Raw genomic sequence first — 19800 nt, 5'->3', positions numbered from 1 at the left:
CTACTGCGCTGCATAAACACACCTCATACGCTTTTGTACCCTAACTAACCTTATGCACGTACCGATACCCTGCTCATCACCGTGCCCACCGACATGGGCGTCGACGTCAACGTGAAGATCCTCGAGAACTTCGCCACGCACGTCGCGCCGGCCCTGGGCTGGAAGCCGAATACGGAGGGCCCGGTGACGGGTTACCCGATCGACTAATACACTGCTAGATATGCAGCATCTGGCGGACCTCATCCTAGAAAATCCCTCGGCATTTCGTGACCGCGTGCACGAGGATTTCTACACCAGGATTCTCGAGGCCCGCCAGATTTTTGGTTTTCGCATGGCCGAGACCCACGTGGACATGGCTCCGGCCCTCGCGTGGTATCTTCAGCACTGCTCGGAGGACGGCGTGCCCAACGCGCAAGCGCGCGAGCGCATTGCTTTCCTCGGCCGCGACCACCGCCGCCACGGCTTCCCTCCCGCGGCCTTCGCCGCGTTCTCCCAGTCCCTCATGGCGGGCCTTAAGCCCTTTGAGCTTTCCGATGCCGCCTCCCGCGCCGCCCAGCGCGCCTTCACCGAGCTCGCCGCCCTGCTCTCCGGCGCCGCCGAGGAGGCTGACCTCGCAGGCACCCCGCCGGCACACCAGGCACAGGTCGTCGACGTCGTCCGACCCAACCGCGAGCTCGCCCTCGTGCGCCTCGAGACCGCCATGCCCATTGACTTTGCGCCCGGTCAGTATTTCCCGGTGACCTCCAAGTTTTTACCCGGCACCTGGCGTCACCTCACCCCGGCCGCACCCTCGACCTCCACAGGCCAGCTCGAATTCCACGTGCGCGGTGTGGGGGATGCCTCGCGCACTCTTGCGCGCGCCCAGGTGGGCGACACGTGGACCCTCGGCGCGCCGCGCGGCGAGTTCGCGCACACGCTGGGCGACGGCGAGTACCCCGTATTCCTCTGCTTCGGCACCGGCTGGGCGGCCGTGCGTACCTGGCTCCTCGCCCAGGTCGAGGCCGCGATCGAGACCCCCGCCGACATCGAGTGCTCGCTCTACTCGGTGGCGCCGAGCCCCGGACATCACTACGACACGACGGTGCTCGACAACCTGGCCGCACTCAACCCGGACATGCGCGTCCATCTCCTCGTCGACGCCGCGGAGGACCCACTCCTCCTGGGCGCGCCCGAGCCTGACGTCTACTGCGAACCCACCAATGATCCTGTCATGACCATGCTCTCACGCGAGGACGCCCACGGCTCCCGCTTCATTCTCGTGGGTCCCGAGGTCCGCGTCACGGACGCCGCCGCGAAGCTGCGCGCCGCCGGCATCACCGCCGTCGAGGAACACCCCTGGGGACGAACGAGTCACAGTTTCTAGCCTGGCGCACCGCGCGAATTTACACTGGATTTATGACTGAAAATAATTCACGTATCCAGCTGCGTTCCGCCATGCCGGAGACCTCCCGCGCGCAATACGCCGTCACGGACACCATCATCGCCCGTGCCACCGAGCTCGGCATCCCCCGCGCCGTCCTCGAGCTCGCCTTCGTCCGCGTCTCCCAGGTCAACCGCTGCGCGTACTGCACGGACGTCCACTCGCGGCTCGCCACGAAGTTCTACACCGAGGCTGGAGAATCTGCCGAAGACATCACCCGCAAGTTCGCCCTCGCTCCCGGCTGGCGCGAAGCCGCTGGCGTGTACACCGACCTCGAGCGCGCCGGACTCGACATCGCCGAGGCCGTCACGAGCGTCGAACACGGCGCTCTTCCCGACGAGGACTATGACCGCCTCCGCGCGCAGCTCGGCGATGACGTCCTCACGGTATTTCTCATGGGCTGCATCAACATGAACGTCTTCAACCGCATTCACCTGTTCTCCCACACCGTGGTGGGCCAGCCCTAAGCAGCGGTAACAGCTCTAGAGAATAGGCAGCGCCTTACGCGCCTTCTCCACCTCTGCCATGTCGAGGTCGGCATAGAGGATCTCGTCCTCGTAGCCGGCCTCCTCAAGCCGCGCGCCGGTGGGGCCCACCACAACGCTGTGCCCCAGCCCCGTCGGCCCCGAGGCCTCGCCCGCCGCAGCTTCGCCGCCCGGGCGCGACTGACCCGCCGCCACGATGTAGCTCGTGGAATCCAGCGCACGCGCCGCCGAGAGCAGGCGCCATTGCTCGCGCTTGCCCGGACCGTCAGCCCAGCTAAACGGCACGGCGATGACCTGCGCACCCGCGCGCGCCAAGTCTCGGAACTGCTCGGGGAAGCGCACGTCATAACACGTCGCCACACCCACCGTCACGCCGTCAAGGTCAAAAGTGACCAGGTCCGTGCCCGGTCGCACGGTATCTGATTCCTTGTAATCAAAAGCGTCATACGTGTGAATCTTGTCGTAGCCGCGATGGATCCCAGGGCCAGTGATGAGCGCGGTATTCGAGACGCGATTGATAGTCTTCCCGTCACGCTCGACGGCATCGGCAGGCCGGAACATGCCCGCAATGACCGTGACCTCCAACTCCTCAGCCACCTCGCGCAGCCCCATGGCGAAGGGGCCATCAAAGTCGGACGCCTGGGTGTCGAGACGCCCAGAGTCGAAGCTCTGCGCCGTCGCTTCCGGCAGCACGATAAGCCGCGCGCCCTCACCGGCAGCGCGCCGGATAAGCTCCGTGGCGCGCTCCAGGTTGCCGTTCGTATCTCCAGTGGACGTAAATTGCACAGCTGCGACCTTCATGGTTGCCCAATGTAATGGGCAGCCGGTGAGTTATCCACAGATTTCTTCTTTCGCCCTTGCCAGATGGCGGCGCACCCCGTAGTTGTGAAGGCATGATCTACTTCACTGATAACGCACCACAGCACCTGTCCACTCTGCGCAGCCACCACTTCACGCCGCACTTTCCTACCACGGGAGGCCCGCACACCTCCCGCGCCTTAGCCACCGTCGCCGCTCGCTGGTCGTCAGCGATTAGCCAGGCTGAGACTGCTCGCGGGGCACACCTCGACGCCCTCGAACGCCTACTTACTGATATTCGAGTCGGCGACGAAGCACTCGCCGCGCGCTTAGGAGACCTCCCATGAGCCCCGCGCGTTCCTTGGCCACCGCCGCCACCCAACTCGACTCCACCTCCTCTCACCTGCACGGATACACAGTGGAGTGGCGCCATCATGCGGATGCCCTATTTTTGGCAACAGCTGGCCCCGCGCCTGAAAGCGCACGCCACAACGTCGAGCTCGCCCGCGCGTCCCTCGAGCAACCACGCGCCGAAATGGCCGCCGTGGCGGGAGTCCTCCGCAGCTACTCCCCACTAGAAGACCTCCTCGAACCGCTTGCCGATGGCCTCGCCCCCGGGCTCGCGGGCATCGGCGAGGCGCTCGACTGGATGTGCGCCCGTGAGATCGCGGCGCTCTGCTCGGACACCACAGCCGAGCCACCCCAACGTCTCGAGGACTTCGAGGGCCTCTCACTCGAGGGAATTCATGAGATTCATCTATCCAGCGCCCCAGCACACGTCATAGCTTTGGCCGAAGCCAACCCCGATCTGCTCATCCTCGAGGCCTCCGAGGGCAGGTTCGCCGCCCTCGTGGATCCGACCTCCGCCCGCACGCAACCGTCGTCCATCACCACGTATATCCCCGGCACCGGGTCCTCGAATCCGGCGAGCTGGCAGTCTCACATCGACAATGCCCGAGCGCTCGCCACCGCGACGGGAAGCCCGGCCGTCGCGTGGGTGGGATACGACGCGCCGCCGCGAGTACCACTGGCCGCCCGGCGCGCTCCCGCGGAGAAGGGGGCCCGCGCGCTCACCCGTTTTCACCGCGCGCTGCGTCGCCGCTTCCCACGCGCGCACCATATCGTGGTCGGCTATTCGTATGGCTCGACGGTCGCCGGCTACGCCGCACGCGACGGCATGCGCGCCGACGATCTCGTCTTCGTGGGTAGCCCCGGTGCCGGCGTCCATCGCGCCGACGAACTTCCGGGACGCGTGTGGTCCGTGACGAATGCGGACGATCCGATCCGCTATTCCACGGGTCCCGTGGGCGGCGTCCACGGGACCGATCCCAGCACGCCGTGGTTTGGAGCCGACCCCGTGCCCGGAACGCAGGGAAGGCCGGGTGACCATTCCAGCTATTGGTCAGACCCGGCCTTCTTTGAGGGCGTGGGAGCTATCGCTCGGCGCTACTAGAACAGGCCCGCTGGCTGCTCGCTGTAGGAGACCAGAAGGTTCTTGGTCTCCTGGTAGTGAGCGAGCATCATGAGGTGGTTCTCGCGGCCGATACCAGACTCCTTGTAGCCGCCGAACGCGGAGTGCGCCGGGTAGACGTGGTACTGGTTCACCCACACGCGGCCTGCCTGAATGTCGCGACCAGCGCGGTAGCAGATGTTTGCATTGCGTGACCACACACCAGCGCCCAGACCGAAGTTCGTGTCATTCGCAATCTGGATGGCCTCGTCGTAGTCCTTGAAGGTCGCGACGGAGAGGACCGGACCGAAGATCTCCTCACGGAAGATGCGCATGTCGTTCGTGCCCTTGAAGACGGTCGGCTCGATGTAAAAGCCGTTGTCCAGGCCTTCCACCTTATTCACGTGGCCACCGGTGAGGACCTCCGCGCCCTCCTTCGGGCCGATCTCCAGGTACTCGGTGATCTTGTCCATCTGCTCCTGGGACGCCTGGGCACCCATCATGGTCGCTGTGTCGAGCGGGTGGCCAATCTTGATCTTCTTCACGCGCTCGATGGCACGCTCGATGAACTTGTCCGCGATGGACTCGTGGACGAGCGCGCGCGACGGGCAGGTGCAGACCTCGCCCTGATTGAGGGCGAACATCACGAAGCCTTCGACGCACTTCTCGAGGTAGGTGTCATCCTCGTCCATGATGTCCGGGAAGAAGATGGACGGGGACTTGCCGCCCAGCTCAAGGGTGACCGGAATGAGCTTGTCGGCAGCAGCCTTGTTGATGATCTTGCCCACCGGGGTCGAGCCTGTGAAGGCGATCTTTGTGATGCGGTCCGAGGTGGACAGCGCCACACCGGCTTCCTCGCCGATGCCGTTGACGATGTTGACGACGCCCGCAGGGAGCAGGTCGCCGATGAGCTCCATGACGAAGAGGACGGAGGCCGGGGTCTGCTCGGCCGGCTTCAGGACGACCGTGTTGCCTGCGGCGAGCGCCGGCGCCAGCTTCCATGCCGCCATGAGGAGCGGGAAGTTCCACGGGATGATCTGGCCCACGACGCCGAGCGGCTCGTAGAAGTGGTAAGCGACGGTGTCCTTGTCGATCTGCGACAGGCGGCCTTCCTGGGAGCGCAGGGCGCTCGCAAAGTAACGGAAGTGGTCGACCATGAGCGGGATATCTGCGGCGAGCGTCTCGCGCACGGCTTTGCCGTTGTCCCATGTCTCCGCGACGGCAATCTTCTCGAGGTTCTCCTCGATCCGATCCGCGATCTTGAGCAGGATGTTGGCGCGCTCGGCGGGCGAGGTGTGGCCCCAGGTCTCAAAGGCCTTCTCTGCCGCATCGATGGCGAGGTTGATGTCTGCTTCCTTGCCACGCGCAACCTGGCAGAAGACCTCACCGGTGATCGGCGTGATGTTGTCCATGTACTCACCGTCGGCCGGGGCAACCCACTCGCCACCGATGTAGTTGTCGTAGCGGTCGCGGTAGGTGACGATGGAGCCTTCAGTGCCGGGATCTGCGTAGCGGGTCATGGTGGTGTCCTTTCGAAGCGGAGGCGTCGCCACAATTCTTTTCTGTAGTGAGCTACGCCATATCGGATTGAGTTACCCAACAGTAACTGAAATGACTTAACTACCGCCACAACTCCGGCACTACTACTTTGCGAAACTTTGCAAGGATCCCCCACCCATGAATATTCACGCTGTTCACACGACATCCAACCCCAACTCAACGGGGGTATTCCAATCGGCTGGCAGGAATCAAAAACACCCGAGCGCCCCTCCTGTTGGCTCAACAGAAAGGGCGCTCGAGTGTGCTGACGTGGCGTACTGCGCTAGTGGCTGCGCTTGCGGCGCGGGGTCCACATGACCACAGAGGTCGACCGCGGAACGTGGACGAGTTCGCGACCCGTCGAAGTGCCCACTCCCCTTGAGCACCTGCGAATCCGGACGAGCCACCTGGAGGATCGTTGTGTCGGCCTTGACACGATTCCTGCCGCTGGAGACCAGTATGAGACTGCCCAGATTTGGGGGCAACCATTCAGCTCGACTCAACCCCTGTTAAAAGTGGGCCGGAACTCTCATGTGGAGACACCGACTTCAACACGTAAGGTTGACAAAACAACCACGGTTGACTTACCGTAGGAAACGATAGATCCCCGGTCAGGCCTCTAATCCCGCAAGGGACAATGCACAAATGACCGGGGCCTTTCACCTTCTAGGAAGCTCATGGTCAAACACTGGCTCAGTTACGACGAACAAATCACACTGCTTCAAGAACGCGGTTTGAACGTCGCCGACACCGCATCAGCAGCCAAATTCCTATCTCGTGTAAACTACTACCGTCTTTCGGGATATTTCCGTTATTGGCAAGTTGACCCAATGACAGGCAACAATCGCTTCCTCGACGGTTCCTCCTTTGAAGATATTCAGAGGCTCTACGAAGCCGAGCAAGACTTGGTTGCAGTATGCGACGAAGTTCTCCACCCGATCGAGGTTCTTCTGAGAACCCGGTTCGCCTACTATTACGCACAGCGTGTCGGAGCGATCGGAACGTTCGCCCGTGGCGACGGGTTCACGCAATCGCCCGGTCCTAATGACGAACGTGTCGAAGAACATGCGCTGGCGAATCTAGATCGCAGCAAAGAGACCTTTGTGTCTCACTACCGTGATGAGCTCAAAACGGGCAACGCTTACAGCATCGATGCCTATGCGCGCATGCCCATCTGGGTAGCGGTTGAGGCCTTCTCGTTTGGCAGTCTATCCAGGCTTATTGAAGCTTCAAGCAAGTCGGGAGTGCTGCACGACATGGCAGCGTCGATGAACGTTTCTCCAACTACGCTGCCAAGCCAAGTCCGGTCATTCGTCTACTTGCGCAACCGCAACGCCCACTGTGCGAAGCTGTGGAACCATGCGGTCCTCGACCGTCCAGGACTCCTGCCTAACATCGTACGACGAGTCAAACGAAACCACCGTCAGTTCAGTGATCACTCGATCTACAAGATCTTCGTAGCGCTTGACCAGGTCGCCACCAAGACCGGTCTCCAGCATGATTGGCTCGCCAACCGCGTCGAGCCAATCCTTGCCACGCATCCCCTTCTTGCCGCAGGCATCGCAACCCCAGCCCGCTACGGAGAAATGTCGACGCAACTACTCACCACAGACCACTAGCACCACACCGGCCCGCCTACGACATCCCACTCAAAATAGACGATGAAACCACAAGCACCCGAGTGCCCTCCTGTTGAGCCAACAGGGAGAACCCTCGGGTGCAGCGAGCTGGCGTGCGACACTAGCGGCCGCGCTTGCGGCGCGGGGTCCACATGACCACGGAGGTCGACCGCGGAACGTGGACGAGCTCGCGGCCCGTCGACGCAGACGAGGAGCGGGCACGCAGCTCGCGGACTTCCTCAAGAAGCGCGTCGCGCTCGGCGAGAAGCTGGTCGCGTTCCTCGGTGAGCTCGATAATCGACTTAATGCCGGCGAGGTTGACGCCTTGCTCCTGGGACAGCTCCTGGATGTGGCGCAGCAGCTCGATGTCTCGGTCAGAGTAGCGGCGTCCGCCGCCGCGCGTGCGGGCCGGGGACACCAGACCCATCCGGTCGTACGTGCGCAGGGTCTGCGCATGCATTCCGGAAAGCTCCGCAGCGACGGAGATAACGTACATCTTCTTCGGTGCCTCGCGCGGACCGTCGGTGGAATTAGCCATCACTGCTCACCCGCCTTACTTGTTGCCCGCCCAGTCGGCGCGCGGGTTAAAGCCGGAGTCGCGCTCAGCCTGTGCGTAGGTGCGCAGAGCCGAGGTGGCTGCGGCATCGAGCGTCGAAGGGACCTTGACCTGGACCGTCACCATGAGGTCACCCGGTGTACCGGAACGGCGCGTGATGCCACGGCCACGCACGCGCAGCGTGCGGCCATCCGGAGTACCGGCGGCAATCTTCACGCGCACCGGCTGGTCGAGCGTGGGCACCGTGATGGTGTCACCGAGGGCCAGCTCCGCAAAGGACACGGGGACCGTGATGTGCAGGTCGTCGCCGTCACGAGTGAAGACCTTGTCCGGCTTCACGGACACGCTCACAAAGAGGTCGCCCGCGGGAGTGCCGTTGGGGCCTGCCTCGCCTTGGCCGGCTAGGCGCACCTTTTGACCGTCGATGACGCCGGCGGGGATGCGCACGGTGATCGAGCGGGTGCGGCGCACCGTTCCGCTGCCGTTGCAGTCCGGGCAAGGATCCGTGATCTTCTGGCCGGTGCCGCCGCAGTCGGTGCACGGCTGGGAAAACCCGAAGGTGCCGCGCTGCTCCGAGGTAAACCCGGTGCCGTCACAGCGTGAGCACTTCTGCTTCTTGCCGGAGCGGGAGCCAGAGCCATGGCACGTGGTACACGGCGCGTCGCCCGTTAGTTGGAGCGGAAGCGTCGTCCCTTTCGCCGCTTCTCGGAATTCAAGGGTGACGTGCGTTTCGACGTCCGCCCCCCGCGACGGGCGAGCTGTTCGGCCAGCACCACCGCCGCGGTTGAAAACGCCACCGAAGATATCCCCAAGACCACCGCCGCGAGGCGCTCCTCCAGCGTGTCCGAAGATGTCCGAGAGGTCGAAGTCCGCTTCGAAGCCTTGCCCCGGCGCCGTGCGAAACCCGCCGGGAAAGCCGGCGCCTCCCGTCCCAAAGCCGCCGCCGCGTGCGACCATAGCCTTGAAGTCGTCGTATTCCTTGCGGGTCGCGGCATCAGCGAGGACCTCGTGGGCCTCGGCGACGGCCTTGAAGCGTTCGAGCGCCTCCGGATTATCGGGATTAGCGTCCGGGTGGTTCTCGCGGGCCAGCTTGCGGTAGGCGCGCTTGATCTCCTCCGGGGTTGCGGATGAGGAGACCCCCAGATCCGCGTAATAATCTTTCTCTGCCCATTCAGGTTTCACGCTCACTGGGCATCTCCTCCTTTCGTGTTGGTCGCCGGCTCACACCGGCGTGGTGTCATTGTCAACGTGTGTTCTAAAGCTCTAACTAAAAATCTAAAAGGTGCGGATACACCGCGGGCGCCGGATAACCATTGGTGTGGCCCCGGCGCCCCAGCGTTCTACTCCGCGTCAGTCGCTGACTCAGCCGACTCGGCCGGGTCCGCGATAATCACCATGGCGGTGCGGATGAGCTTCTCGCCCACCCGGTAGCCCTGGCGCAGGACGGTCCCGATGACCTGCTCGGAACCGGAGGAGAGATCCTGGACTGCCTCGTGAATCTCCGGGTCGAATGCGTCGCCCTCCACGCCGAAAGCTTCCACCTTCTGAGCGGTGAGCACGCCCACGAGCTTGTCTGAGATGGACTTGAGCGGGCCATCCTCCAAGTCGCCGTGCTGGCGAGCCAGCGCAAGGTCATCGAGGATGGGCAGGAACTGCCCCAGCACCTGCGCCTTAGCGGTCTCAATGACCTGGGAGCGCTCGCGCTCCGTGCGGCGGCGGTAGTTGGTGTACTCCGCGTTGAGACGCTGCAGGTCCTCGGTGCGCTCGGCGAGCTGCTCCTCGACCGTCGGCTCAGCAGAAGCCTCGGCGTCGGAGGCGGCATCGGCAGCCGCGGCCTCAGCCTCTGCGCCGTCCTCGGTGGCGTCGAGGTCAGCCTCGACGTCGGCGAGGGCCTCTTCGAGGTCGGACTCGAGCGTGGGGTCAAGCTCCTCAGCGGAACCGCTAGCCTGGGCGGCGCGAGCCTCCTCGGCAGCGGACTCGGCGCGGTCGGCCGAGGTAGCCTCGGGGTCGGTGTGCTCCGGGTCGCCGGGGTTGTCCGGCATTCCGTTGTGGTCAGCCATTACTTGTTGTCCTTACCTTCGGTGTCCTCGTCGACAACCTCAGCGTCGACGACGTTGGGGTCTTCGTCAGCTCCTGCCGACGCGCCAGCGTCGGCAGCGGCGGCCTCGGCAGCCTGAGCCTCGTAGATCTGCTTACCCATCTCCTGGGACTCGGTGTTGAGCTTCTCCACGGCGGACTTGATGGCCTCGATGTCCTCGCCCTTGAGGGCCTCGTCGACGGCGTCGGCAGCCTCGGTGACCTTGGTCTTGACGTCCTCAGAAACCTTGTCTGCGTTCTCGTCAAGGAACTTGCGAGTCTGGTAGGAAGCACCCTCAGCCTGGTTGCGGACCTCCTGCTCCTCGCGGCGCTTCTTGTCCTCCTCAGCGTGCTGCTCGGCATCCTTAATCATGCGGTCGATCTCCTCCTGGGAGAGGCCGGAACCATCCTGGATCTTGATGGTGTTTTCCTTGCCAGTGCCCTTGTCCTTCGCGGACACGGAGACGATGCCGTTGGCGTCGATGTCGAAGGTGACCTCAATCTGCGGCACACCGCGCGGGGCCGGGGCGATGCCGCCCAGCTCGAAGGAGCCCAGCAGCTTGTTGGCCGAAGCCATCTCGCGCTCGCCCTGGAAGACCTGGATCTGGACCGACGGCTGGTTGTCCTCAGCCGTGGTGAAGGTCTCGGACTTCTTAGTCGGGATGGTGGTGTTGCGCTCGATGAGCTTGGTCATCACGCCACCCTTGGTCTCGATACCGAGGGACAGCGGGGTGACGTCGAGGAGCAGCACGTCCTTGACCTCGCCGCGCAGAACGCCAGCCTGCAGGGCAGCGCCGACGGCAACGACCTCGTCCGGGTTCACGCCCTTGTTCGGCTCGCGGCCAGTCATCTCCTTGACCAGCTCAGAGACGGCCGGCATACGGGTGGAACCACCCACGAGGACGACGTGGTTGATGTCCGACAGGGACAGGCCAGCGTCCTTGATGACCTGGTTGAACGGCGCCTTAGTGCGGTCGAGCAGGTCCTGGGTGATCTTCTGGAACTCGGTGCGGGACAGGGTCTCGTCGAGGAAGAGCGGGTTCTTGTCCGAGTCGACCGTGATGTACGGCAGGTTGATGGTGGCGGACTGGGAGGAAGACAGCTCAATCTTGGCCTTCTCCGCGGCCTCGCGCAGACGCTGCAGGGCCATCTTGTCCTTGGTCAGGTCAATGCCGTTGGCGTTCTTGAATTTCTCCACCAGCCAGTCGACGATGCGCTGATCCCAGTCGTCACCACCGAGCTGGTTGTCACCGGCGGTAGCCATAACCTCAACAACGCCGTCACCAATCTCCAGCAGGGAGACGTCGAAGGTACCGCCACCAAGGTCGAAGACCAGAATGGTCTGCTCCTGCTCGCCCTTCTCCAGGCCGTAGGCCAGAGCAGCGGCGGTCGGCTCGTTGACGATACGCAGGACGTTGAGGCCCGCAATCTGGCCGGCTTCCTTGGTGGCCTGGCGCTGGGAGTCCTCGAAGTACGCCGGGACGGTAATGACGGCGTCCGTGACGTCCTCACCGAGGTACGCCTCCGCGTCGCGCTTCAACTTCATGAGCGTACGAGCGGAAATCTCCTGCGGGGTGTACTTCTTGCCGTCGATATCCACAGTCCAGTCGGTGCCGATGTGGCGCTTGACGGAGCGGATGGTGCGGTCAACGTTGGTCACAGCCTGGTTCTTGGCAGACTGGCCAACGAGGATTTCGCCGCCGTTCTTCGCGAATGCGACGACGGACGGGGTGGTGCGAGCACCTTCAGAGTTAGCGATAACAGTCGGCTCGCCGCCTTCCAGAACGGAAACGACCGAGTTCGTGGTGCCGAGGTCAATACCTACTGCGCGTCCCATAATGATGTTCTCCTTCTACAGGTTTGTTGTGTATTCATCGTTTCGGGCTGCCCCTTAAGCCTTAAGGGTTGACCCGGCGTGACTCAACTTCGCTGGAGTCCTTGCGCCACTCTAACAGAAGTCCGCGACTCGAAGGTAGAACCTTGAGCGCCCGTCACTCAACCTACACAACGGCATGACTTCCAAAGTTGTTCCCATATGACTCAACTTTCTTTAAAATTTCTTCGAAACCGCAGGTAGACGGAAGAAAGATTTGTGGCGGAGCCACCATACCCCGGTTACCCCCGCGCGCAGGAATGGGTTGACTGGGCTCACAGCGCCCGCTATTTTTTCCCATCAAGCGAGATAGATCACGGAACGCACCCAGGTTAGAGGAGCGTCACATGACAGCTCGCGCGGTGCCCGGCATAAAGCCCACGTTGAAACCCCAGGCATAAGGACCCGGTTAAAGCCCGGCTTCAGGCCCCGGCACCTCGTACCTACAAGGGCGCACGCACCCGTGAGGCCCCCTCAAGTGCACCACCACATATTTTCTTCTTCGGACCCGACTCGCCCCGGGCCACGGCACACCAGCCGCGAGCCAGAGGCAGGGACGTGTCTGAGCACCGTGTGTCGTGCTTTCGAGGGTTCGGCCACGGTGAGCATGACTGAGAGGTACTGTCACTATGACCAGCCAGAATTCTTCTTCCCCTGCCTACACCCGCCTGCCGGAATCCGATGATGTCGACGCCGTCGTCGAGGCCGCCGTCACCCGCGCCCACGAATTCCTCAACGCCAGCGCGGACGAGCAAGACAAGGGAACCGAGCAGCTCGCCAGCCTGCTGCGGGATTCCGATGGCGTGAACTTCACCATGGACTTCGTCGACCGCGTCATGCGCCCGGAGGACAACGCCGTGGCCGCCGACGCCCTCAAGGACGTCACTAGCCGCTATGACGCGCGCTTCCTGGGTCTTATCAACGGCACGCTCGTGGGCCTGGGTGGCTTCTTCGGTCCGATCCTCCCGAGCCTCGTCATGCCGCTCGCGCGCCTGCGCATGCGTCAGATGGTGGGCCACCTGGTCCTCGACGCGGAGTCGGACGCGCTGGACAAGATGCTCGACAAGGCCGCGGCGTCCGGCGAGCACTTGAACCTCAACTTACTCGGCGAAGCCGTCCTCGGCGAGGACGAGGCCCGCTCGCGCGCAGCGCGCACCCTGGCACTCATCCAAAACCCCAAGGTCACGTACGTCTCCGTCAAGGCGTCTTCGATGGTGGCGCAGCTCAATCCTTGGGATATCGATGGCTCGGTTGAGCGCTTGAAGGAGCGTCTGCGTCCGCTCTACGAAGCCGCGGTGGCACGCAGCCCGCACGTCTTTATCAACCTGGACATGGAGGAATACCACGACCTCCACCTCACCATTCGCCTCTTCAAGGAGCTGCTCAGCGAGCCGGAGTTCCACAACCTCGAGGCCGGCATCGTGCTCCAGGCCTACCTGCCGGATACGTTCGAGGCCCTGGAGGAGCTCGCGGAGTTCGGTGTTGAGCGCGTCGCCAAGGGCGGAGCGCCCATCAAGATCCGCATCGTCAAGGGCGCGAACCTCTCCATGGAGCACGTCCAGAGCGAGATCCACGGTTGGAAGGTCGCCACCTACGAGGACAAGGCGCAGGTCGACGCGAACTACTACCGCCTGCTTGACTACATCGTGCGCCCGCAGTTCGCGGACGCCGTGCGCATCGGCATCGCCACGCACAACCTGTTCACCGCGGGCATGGCCTACGAGCTCGCCACCAAGCGCGGCGTGCTGCGCATGCTCGACTCGGAGATGCTCCAAGGCATGTCCCCGGCACAGCAAGAAGCGGTCCGCACCCGCTTCGAGGGCCGCCAGATTCTCTACACCCCGGTCGTCCACGCCGAGGACTTCGACGTCGCCGTGTCCTACCTCGTGCGCCGCCTCGAGGAAAACTCCGCGTCCCAGAACTTCCTCTACGCGCTCTTCGCGCCGGACCAGAAGCAGGCCCTCGCCGATCAGGAGCAGCATTTCCGGACCGCCGTCGCCGAGCGCTGGGAGACTTTTGCTGGCCCGAAGCGCACCCAAGATCGCGTCGATGAATCGACGAACAAACAAGGACGCCAGGCCCCACGCACCGGCCGTTTTACCAACGAGCCGGACACGGATCCGGCCCTGCATGCCAACCGCCAGTGGGCACAGGAAGCGCTCACCACCAACCCAGGCGAGCACGGCATCGAAGAGGTCACCGATCCCCAGCAGGCTGTCGCCGCCATCGCGACGGCCAAGGCGCTGGCGCCCGAGTGGGGTGCGAAGACCGGCCACGAGCGCGCGGAGGTCCTCGACACCATCGCGGACAAACTGGCGGACCACCGCGGGGACTTCATCTCCGTCGCCGCGTGGGAGGCTAACAAGACGGTGACGCAGACGGACCCGGAGGTCTCCGAGGCCATCGACTTCGCCACCTACTACGCGCAGTCCGCACGCTTGCTTGACGATGCCCGCTCGATCTTTACCCCGAACCAGGTCACCGTCGTCACCCCGCCGTGGAACTTCCCGGTGGCCATTCCGGTGGGCGGCATACTCTCCGCGCTCGCAGCGGGCTCGGCCGTCATCATCAAGCCGGCGCCGCAGGTCGTCCACTGCGCCAAGGTCGCGGTCAGCGCCATCCACGAAGGCCTGCGCGAGCACGGCCTCGATACCAGCCTGGTCCAGCTTGTCCTCACCGACGAAGGCGAGGCCGGCAAGGCACTCATCTCCCACGAGGACGTCGACGCCGTCATCCTCACCGGCGCCTCGGACACCGGCGCGCTTTTCCGCTCCTGGCGCCCGGAGATGAACCTCATGGCGGAGACCTCCGGCAAGAATGCGCTCATCATCACCCCGGCCGCGGACCCGGACCTGGCCATCGCGGATCTCTACAACTCGGCGTTCGGCCACTCCGGTCAGAAGTGCTCCGCCGCCTCCCTCGTCATCTTCGTCGGCGCCGCAGGCACCTCGCAGCGCCTGCGCACGCAGCTTATCGATGCCGCCAAGACCCTTAAGGTCGGCCCCGGCCACGACATCACCACGACGATGAACGGTCTCGCCGAAGCTCCCGGTGAGAAGCTCCTGCGCGGCCTCACCCAGCTGGAGCCGGGCGAGACGTGGCTGCTCAAGCCAGAAAAGCTCAACGAGGAGGGCACCCTGTGGTCCCCGGGCATTCGCGATAACGTGCAGCCAGGTTCCTGGTACCACCTGAACGAGTGCTTCGGTCCAGTGCTCGGCATCATGCATGCAGACACCCTCGAGCAGGCCATCGCGTGGCAGAACGCCACTGGTTACGGGCTCACCGGCGGCATCCACTCGCTCGACGACAAGGAGATCGAGTACTGGATGGACCACGTCGAGGTGGGCAACGCCTACGTCAACCGCGGGATTACCGGCGCCATCGTCCAGCGCCAGTCCTTCGGCGGTTGGAAGAAGTCCGTCATGGGTCCGGGTGCCAAGGCCGGCGGCCCCAACTACGTCCCGCAGATGGGCACGTGGTCCGACGGCGAGCTCCGCGTCCACGACGTCGACATTCAGGCCCCGGTCAAGGCCCTGCTCGCCCAGCTTCCCGATGCCCTCAGTGAGGAGGACATCGCCTGGCTGTGGCGTGCCGCCGAACTCGACCAGCTCGCGTGGCAGGAGGAATTCGGCCGCGAACACGACCGCGCAGGTCTCGTCTCCGAAGCCAATATCTTCCGCTACCGCCCAGTGCTCGAGCCGCTGCGCATCCGCATCGGCTCCGGCTACGCGTTGCGTGACGTCGTCCGCCATGCCCTCGCCGGCGCCCTCCTCCGAGCCGAGTTCGACGGAGTCCACTTCGGCAACGTGGAGCCGCGTTTCTCCGCGACGCCGGAGATTGCGGCTGAGCTGGCGGAACGGGGCATCGGCAAGCTGGGCGTCACGGTCGCTGCACAATCGGACGAGGACTTCGCCCGCGAGCTGGCCCACACGCCGTCTGCACGCGTGCGTGCCCTCGGCGCCGTCGCGGACGATGCCCGCACGGCCGCGGTGGAGTCCAATTCGGTCATCCTCGACCAGCCGGTGCTTGCCGATGGCCGCCGGGAGCTCCTGCCCTACCTCCTGGAGCAGGCAGTTTCGGTGACCATGCACCGCTTCGGTATCATCCGCTCGGTCGCTGGCATCGCGCGTTAAGCGCGCCTGCGGCGTGCCATAGACGCACGCTGTCCTGCCCCAACTTTCTGCCCTTTCTGCAGGAGGTTGGGGCATTTGTGGCAATATGGGACGGGTGAGTTCTGACAAATCCCAAGAAAATACCTCCACACAGGCACACGGCACCGCCGTGCCGCAGGCAGCCACGGGTAGCCAGGCAAAGATTGCGCAGCCACTCGTCGCTTCCGACGCCGAAGGCATTGGCGCCGATGTGCCCGATGCCCTTGCGCACGACCGCAAGACCGCCGTCATCCACCACGACTTCAAGTCGATGGCGTCGTTCTCGTGGCGATTCATTGTCATCGTCGCGGCCATCGCGCTCATCGGCTACGTGCTCAAGTTCGTGTGGGCAGGCCTCCTTCCCGTTATCCTCGCAATTCTGGTCTCCACGGTGCTCTACCCCGTCACCGCCTTTATGCGTACGAAGTGGCGCTTCCCGGGTGCGCTCGCCGCGGCGACAACGCTGGTGGGCTTCTTCGTCATCGTCGGTGGCATCTTCGTCGCCATGGCACCGACCGTCAAGGAACAGAGCGGCCAGCTCTTCTCGCAGGCCGAGGAGGGCATTAACAAACTCGTTGACATGACGGACCAACTGCCCTTCAACGTCGACCAGGCACAGATCCAGTCCGTGGTCGATGACGTCACGAACCTCATTAAGAACCAGGCCTCCAACATCGCTGGCGGCGTGCTCTCTGGCGTGTCCACGGTGAGCTCCATCGTGGTCAACCTCGTCATCATGCTCTTCCTCACCTTCTTCTTCATCAAGGAAGGCGAGAAGTTCCTGCCCTGGCTGCGCAAGTACGTGGGCCACTCCACTGGCTGGCACATCACGGAGCTGTCCAACCGCATCTGGAAGACGCTCTCCGGCTTCATCCAGGCCCAGGCCACCGTCGCCTTCGTCGACGCCGTCCTCATTGGCGCCGGCCTATGGATCATGGGCGTGCCGCTGGCCTTCGTCATCGGCGTCGTCACGTTCTTCGCCAGCTTCATCCCTGTTATCGGTGCCGTGACCGCTGGCATCCTCGCCGTCGCCATCGCGCTCGTTTCGCAGGGCTTCACCAGCGCGATTATCGCGCTCATTATCGTCGTCGCCGTCCAGCAGATTGAGGGCAACGTCCTCCAGCCGCTGCTGCAGTCCAAGGCCATGGGCCTGCATGCGGCCATCATCCTGCTCTCCGTGACGGTGGGCTCCGCCCTCGCTGGCATCATCGGCGCGTTCCTTGCTGTGCCCGTCGCCGCGACCATCGGCGTCATCTTCCGCTACAACGCGCTCGTGACCTCCATCCGCTCCGGCGAGGTCGATCCCGCTTCAGCTGAGATCGTCACCGGCGCGCCCAAGCCCGATAAGAAATCGAAGAAGAAGGACGCCACCAAGGCCGAAGATTCCGTCGCTTCCGAGCAGGCTGCCGACGACAACGCCACCGACTCCAGCCCCGACATGGACGCCGCCCGCGACATCGAGCGCCTCGCGCCCGACTCCCCGCGCGCCAAGGTGCGTGAGCTCTACCTCGCGATGGCGCCGAGCGCCAGCTAAACAGCCCACTGCCCAACCTCCCGCTCCACTTGTCGGCGCGGGAGGTTTCAGCGTTTTACGCCGCTCGCATTCATTCCTCGCCCACAGACAGCACGAACGCCAAAAAGCAGTTTGACCTCCATGAATCTCTTGAGGAGGCATTCATGTCGACACCCCCTGGCATGCTGTGGTCACTCGATTACCGCACCACGCTCAAGGAGCCTCGCTATGAAACCGCTTACCATCATTCGTCTCAGCGTCCCCCTCGTGATCGCCGCGCCTTTCACGTGGAACGCCGCCCAGCGTCGCTACCGCTGCAGCCGCGCCGTCCCACTCGCCGCACCCCGCGCCCGCAGTCCCCACAACACAGGCCCGCGCGAGCTCAATCTCGATGACGCCAAGCAAGCCATCGCCACGGCGTTAACCACCACAGCGTCTCCCTCCCGTGTCACCGTCACCAGCGCGAGCCCCGCCGCTCACGCGGCATACACGCAGGCTGGGTTCACGCTGCCCGCCATCAACGCCATGTTGACCACCGCGGATTCGTTCCCTGGACACAACGGACGTCTCTGTTTCCGCACGGCTGCGCACTTCCTCGTCGTCGACCCCGCCGACGGTGTCCTCGTCGCCTTCGCACCGAAGAAAGATACCTACAAAAAGAAGGCGAACCAGCACCGTCCTGCCCCTCGCACGTCCGGTACGCGCCGTCAGCCGACGCGCCCCCTGCGCCACCGCGCCAAGCCTGTAACGCTCCCGCTTCCCACGGCGCGCAAGGATTTCATCGACCTACTCGAAGACCGCGGCTTCATCATCACCCCAGGCCGAAAGCACACCAAGGTGATACACCCCGCGCATCCCGGCAAGCTGAACACTATCCCCTCCACCGCCTCTGATTATCGGTGGATCGCCAACGCCGTGCGCGATATCAGGCACAACTTCGGCATTGACCTGCGGCGGGCTACTGGGGAAGACGCCTGGGCGCCAATGACCACTAGTGGGCTGCGATGAATCCCGACTTCACGCATGCCTCATGCAGCTCGTGCGCCGCGCGCGGTAGAGCGTCATCCCACTTGCCCACGCTCGACTCATTAGCTGGATCCGAGACCTGCTTGAGCAGCGTCACCGGCACGCCGAAGCGCTGACAGACCGCCGCGATGGCGTAACCCTCCATGTCGCATAGACCCGAGTCCTGCGCCAGACGCTCACGGGTGTGCGTATCTGAAACGAACATGTCACCCGTCGCCAACCCCTGGACCGGATGGTTGCCGGAAACGGGAATCTCGATGACCTTGGGCAGCAGGTAGCGGTCAATATCGGTGAGGATTTCCAGCTTGAAGTCGTGCTTGGTCACGCGGTCAATCTCGTAGACGCCATCCAGCCCGTCGCGCAGCGCGCCGACCGTGCCAATATTGACCACCCGGCGCGGCAGCGTGCCCTCCTCGCGCGTCACCGTGAGATACTCCGTCAGCGCCATCGCCGCCGGAAGCGTGCCAATACCCGTCACCAACAGCGGAGTGCCCTCCGGCAAGGCCGCGGCTTCTTTGTCTACAGCGGCGACGAACAGAATAGTTGCGGAGTGATTATCTAATTCTTCAATGGCGCTCATGCTCTGAGAGCTTACCGCGGTTCGTATTCCGAAACCGTCGTCACCACGTAGCACAGTCATACTGGTAACTGGATTAGCTTGTATTAGTGCTTACTCCTGCTACCTTCGAAACGCCCGCCGCGTGACGCGCGTACTGAGGTTTCTCCACCCTCAGGGCCAAGATAGTCATTACCCCATGAGTCTTCTGCAAAAATTGGATACTCTTCACGCCAGCTCTTGCGCCTTCGCGGGGCGTAAGCCCGTTCGTAGCTCTTCGAACGGTTCTGACGCTTCTTACGCTTCGATGTCGTCGACGAACCGTGATGTATCGAGCCAGAGTTATCTGTTTTGCCTGCATCTGAGACATCCAACAAATATGGCAGCGCAGCCGCAGGTACGCGTCCTGATGCAATGTCCTGTTTAGATACCCGCGGGTGGTTTTTACGACGCTTGTTCGATCGGGAAGTTGCTTTTCCTCCCTTTGGATTCGATTGACCGACTACGCGCCCTGCTTTATCAATCGTTTTCATTGTTTGAGGTCGTGCAAGGAGCACCACCTTCCTGCGACTGGAACACAGTGTTTTACTGTCGTTCAACTGAAAATGCGTCTGCAAAGACTTTGAATTCGGGAAGTACTGTACTGAACGCCCACATACCGGGCACCGATAAAGGCCATTCTCAAACTTGGCCGTAACGATGAGAGGACTCGACATTCCAAAATCATACGAATTTCGC

The 19800-nt window shown here is 63.4% G+C and carries 15 protein-coding genes and 1 pseudogene; 9 read left to right on the top strand and 7 right to left on the bottom strand.

Annotated elements, in window-relative coordinates:
* Nucleotides 1–63 precede the first annotated feature (63 nt).
* From HMPREF2559_RS09230 to HMPREF2559_RS09220, 3 genes and pseudogenes are all read left to right on the top strand, one after another.
* A pseudogene (locus HMPREF2559_RS09230) lies at nucleotides 64–207 on the top strand (alkane 1-monooxygenase); the annotation flags it as partial.
* Nucleotides 208–220: 13 nt separating this feature from the next.
* Nucleotides 221–1363, top strand: a complete 1143-nt coding sequence (locus tag HMPREF2559_RS09225; RefSeq protein ID WP_070540449.1) for an FAD-binding oxidoreductase — start codon at nucleotides 221–223, stop codon at nucleotides 1361–1363.
* A gap of 32 nt (nucleotides 1364–1395) precedes the next feature.
* Nucleotides 1396–1887 (top strand): carboxymuconolactone decarboxylase family protein, encoded by a 492-nt coding sequence (locus tag HMPREF2559_RS09220; protein ID WP_070540446.1) that lies wholly within the window; start codon nucleotides 1396–1398, stop codon nucleotides 1885–1887.
* Between the two features lie 15 nt (nucleotides 1888–1902).
* Here the strand turns inward: HMPREF2559_RS09220 and HMPREF2559_RS09215 are convergent, their stop codons facing one another.
* Nucleotides 1903–2706, bottom strand: coding sequence for a carbon-nitrogen hydrolase family protein (locus HMPREF2559_RS09215; RefSeq protein ID WP_070540443.1), 804 nt, complete (start codon nucleotides 2704–2706; stop codon nucleotides 1903–1905).
* 92 nt (nucleotides 2707–2798) lie between these two features.
* Here HMPREF2559_RS09215 and HMPREF2559_RS12820 point away from each other — a divergent pair, with 92 nt between their 5' ends.
* Nucleotides 2799–3050: a hypothetical protein gene (locus HMPREF2559_RS12820; protein ID WP_141628663.1), complete on the top strand. Its 252-nt coding sequence runs from the start codon at nucleotides 2799–2801 to the stop codon at nucleotides 3048–3050.
* Nucleotides 3047–4156: an alpha/beta hydrolase gene (locus HMPREF2559_RS09210; protein ID WP_068801272.1), complete on the top strand. Its 1110-nt coding sequence runs from the start codon at nucleotides 3047–3049 to the stop codon at nucleotides 4154–4156. The genes HMPREF2559_RS12820 and HMPREF2559_RS09210 overlap by 4 nt, the downstream gene beginning before the upstream one ends.
* Here HMPREF2559_RS09210 and HMPREF2559_RS09205 read toward each other — a convergent pair.
* Entirely contained in the window at nucleotides 4153–5673 is a 1521-nt protein-coding gene (locus HMPREF2559_RS09205; protein ID WP_068801273.1) for an acetaldehyde dehydrogenase ExaC, read from the bottom strand. The two genes, HMPREF2559_RS09210 and HMPREF2559_RS09205, sit on opposite strands and share 4 nt — an antisense overlap.
* A 696-nt stretch (nucleotides 5674–6369) precedes the next feature.
* On the opposite strand from HMPREF2559_RS09205, the gene HMPREF2559_RS09200 reads away from it, so the two are divergent.
* Entirely contained in the window at nucleotides 6370–7311 is a 942-nt protein-coding gene (locus HMPREF2559_RS09200; RefSeq protein WP_070540440.1) for an Abi family protein, read from the top strand.
* A 121-nt stretch (nucleotides 7312–7432) separates the two neighbouring features.
* On the opposite strand, the gene HMPREF2559_RS09195 is transcribed toward HMPREF2559_RS09200, so the two are convergent.
* From HMPREF2559_RS09195 to dnaK, 4 genes are all read right to left on the bottom strand, one after another.
* Nucleotides 7433–7849, bottom strand: coding sequence for a heat shock protein transcriptional repressor HspR (locus HMPREF2559_RS09195; protein WP_066488858.1), 417 nt, complete (start codon nucleotides 7847–7849; stop codon nucleotides 7433–7435).
* Between the two features lie 15 nt (nucleotides 7850–7864).
* Complete coding sequence (gene dnaJ / locus HMPREF2559_RS09190) at nucleotides 7865–9055, bottom strand: molecular chaperone DnaJ (protein WP_066488847.1); 1191 nt, start codon at nucleotides 9053–9055, stop codon at nucleotides 7865–7867.
* A 152-nt stretch (nucleotides 9056–9207) separates the two neighbouring features.
* Complete coding sequence (gene grpE / locus HMPREF2559_RS09185; protein ID WP_066511996.1) at nucleotides 9208–9927, bottom strand: nucleotide exchange factor GrpE; 720 nt, start codon at nucleotides 9925–9927, stop codon at nucleotides 9208–9210.
* Nucleotides 9927–11780 (bottom strand): molecular chaperone DnaK, encoded by a 1854-nt coding sequence (gene dnaK / locus HMPREF2559_RS09180; protein WP_066488835.1) that lies wholly within the window; start codon nucleotides 11778–11780, stop codon nucleotides 9927–9929. The genes grpE and dnaK overlap by 1 nt, the downstream gene beginning before the upstream one ends.
* Nucleotides 11781–12445: 665 nt before the next feature.
* Between dnaK and HMPREF2559_RS09175 the strand changes: the two genes are divergently transcribed.
* From HMPREF2559_RS09175 to HMPREF2559_RS09165, 3 genes are all read left to right on the top strand, one after another.
* A complete protein-coding gene (locus HMPREF2559_RS09175) occupies nucleotides 12446–15949 on the top strand; it encodes a bifunctional proline dehydrogenase/L-glutamate gamma-semialdehyde dehydrogenase (RefSeq protein ID WP_070540437.1) in 3504 nt (1167 codons plus the stop codon).
* Between the two features lie 85 nt (nucleotides 15950–16034).
* Nucleotides 16035–17501, top strand: coding sequence for an AI-2E family transporter (locus tag HMPREF2559_RS09170; RefSeq protein ID WP_070540429.1), 1467 nt, complete (start codon nucleotides 16035–16037; stop codon nucleotides 17499–17501).
* Nucleotides 17502–17708: 207 nt separating this feature from the next.
* Nucleotides 17709–18488: a hypothetical protein gene (locus tag HMPREF2559_RS09165; RefSeq protein WP_068801276.1), complete on the top strand. Its 780-nt coding sequence runs from the start codon at nucleotides 17709–17711 to the stop codon at nucleotides 18486–18488.
* Here the strand turns inward: HMPREF2559_RS09165 and HMPREF2559_RS09160 are convergent.
* Nucleotides 18472–19086 (bottom strand): nucleosidase, encoded by a 615-nt coding sequence (locus HMPREF2559_RS09160; protein ID WP_070540426.1) that lies wholly within the window; start codon nucleotides 19084–19086, stop codon nucleotides 18472–18474. The genes HMPREF2559_RS09165 and HMPREF2559_RS09160 overlap by 17 nt on opposite strands.
* Nucleotides 19087–19800 lie beyond the last annotated feature (714 nt).

It is taken from the genome of Corynebacterium sp. HMSC072G08 (genome assembly GCF_001809185.1).
GTDB classification, from domain to species: Bacteria; Actinomycetota; Actinomycetes; order Mycobacteriales; family Mycobacteriaceae; genus Corynebacterium; species Corynebacterium phoceense.
Note: the sequence above shows the minus strand (reverse complement) of the source record. Positions and strands in the feature narration are given on the sequence as shown.

Bases quoted from the DNA above. Each gene is read 5' to 3' on its own strand.
- HMPREF2559_RS09200 (WP_070540440.1), top strand. From the start codon at position 6,370: ATGGTCAAACACTGGCTCAGTTACGACGAACAAATCACACTGCTTCAA.
- HMPREF2559_RS09160 (WP_070540426.1), bottom strand. From the start codon at position 19,086: ATGAGCGCCATTGAAGAATTAGATAATCACTCCGCAACTATTCTGTTC.
- HMPREF2559_RS12820 (WP_141628663.1), top strand. From the start codon at position 2,799: ATGATCTACTTCACTGATAACGCACCACAGCACCTGTCCACTCTGCGC.
- HMPREF2559_RS09210 (WP_068801272.1), top strand. From the start codon at position 3,047: ATGAGCCCCGCGCGTTCCTTGGCCACCGCCGCCACCCAACTCGACTCC.
- dnaK (WP_066488835.1), bottom strand. From the start codon at position 11,780: ATGGGACGCGCAGTAGGTATTGACCTCGGCACCACGAACTCGGTCGTT.
- HMPREF2559_RS09215 (WP_070540443.1), bottom strand. From the start codon at position 2,706: ATGAAGGTCGCAGCTGTGCAATTTACGTCCACTGGAGATACGAACGGC.
- HMPREF2559_RS09170 (WP_070540429.1), top strand. From the start codon at position 16,035: ATGGGACGGGTGAGTTCTGACAAATCCCAAGAAAATACCTCCACACAG.
- HMPREF2559_RS09165 (WP_068801276.1), top strand. From the start codon at position 17,709: ATGAAACCGCTTACCATCATTCGTCTCAGCGTCCCCCTCGTGATCGCC.
- HMPREF2559_RS09175 (WP_070540437.1), top strand. From the start codon at position 12,446: ATGACCAGCCAGAATTCTTCTTCCCCTGCCTACACCCGCCTGCCGGAA.
- grpE (WP_066511996.1), bottom strand. From the start codon at position 9,927: ATGGCTGACCACAACGGAATGCCGGACAACCCCGGCGACCCGGAGCAC.
- HMPREF2559_RS09205 (WP_068801273.1), bottom strand. From the start codon at position 5,673: ATGACCCGCTACGCAGATCCCGGCACTGAAGGCTCCATCGTCACCTAC.
- HMPREF2559_RS09225 (WP_070540449.1), top strand. From the start codon at position 221: ATGCAGCATCTGGCGGACCTCATCCTAGAAAATCCCTCGGCATTTCGT.
- HMPREF2559_RS09195 (WP_066488858.1), bottom strand. From the start codon at position 7,849: ATGGCTAATTCCACCGACGGTCCGCGCGAGGCACCGAAGAAGATGTAC.
- HMPREF2559_RS09220 (WP_070540446.1), top strand. From the start codon at position 1,396: ATGACTGAAAATAATTCACGTATCCAGCTGCGTTCCGCCATGCCGGAG.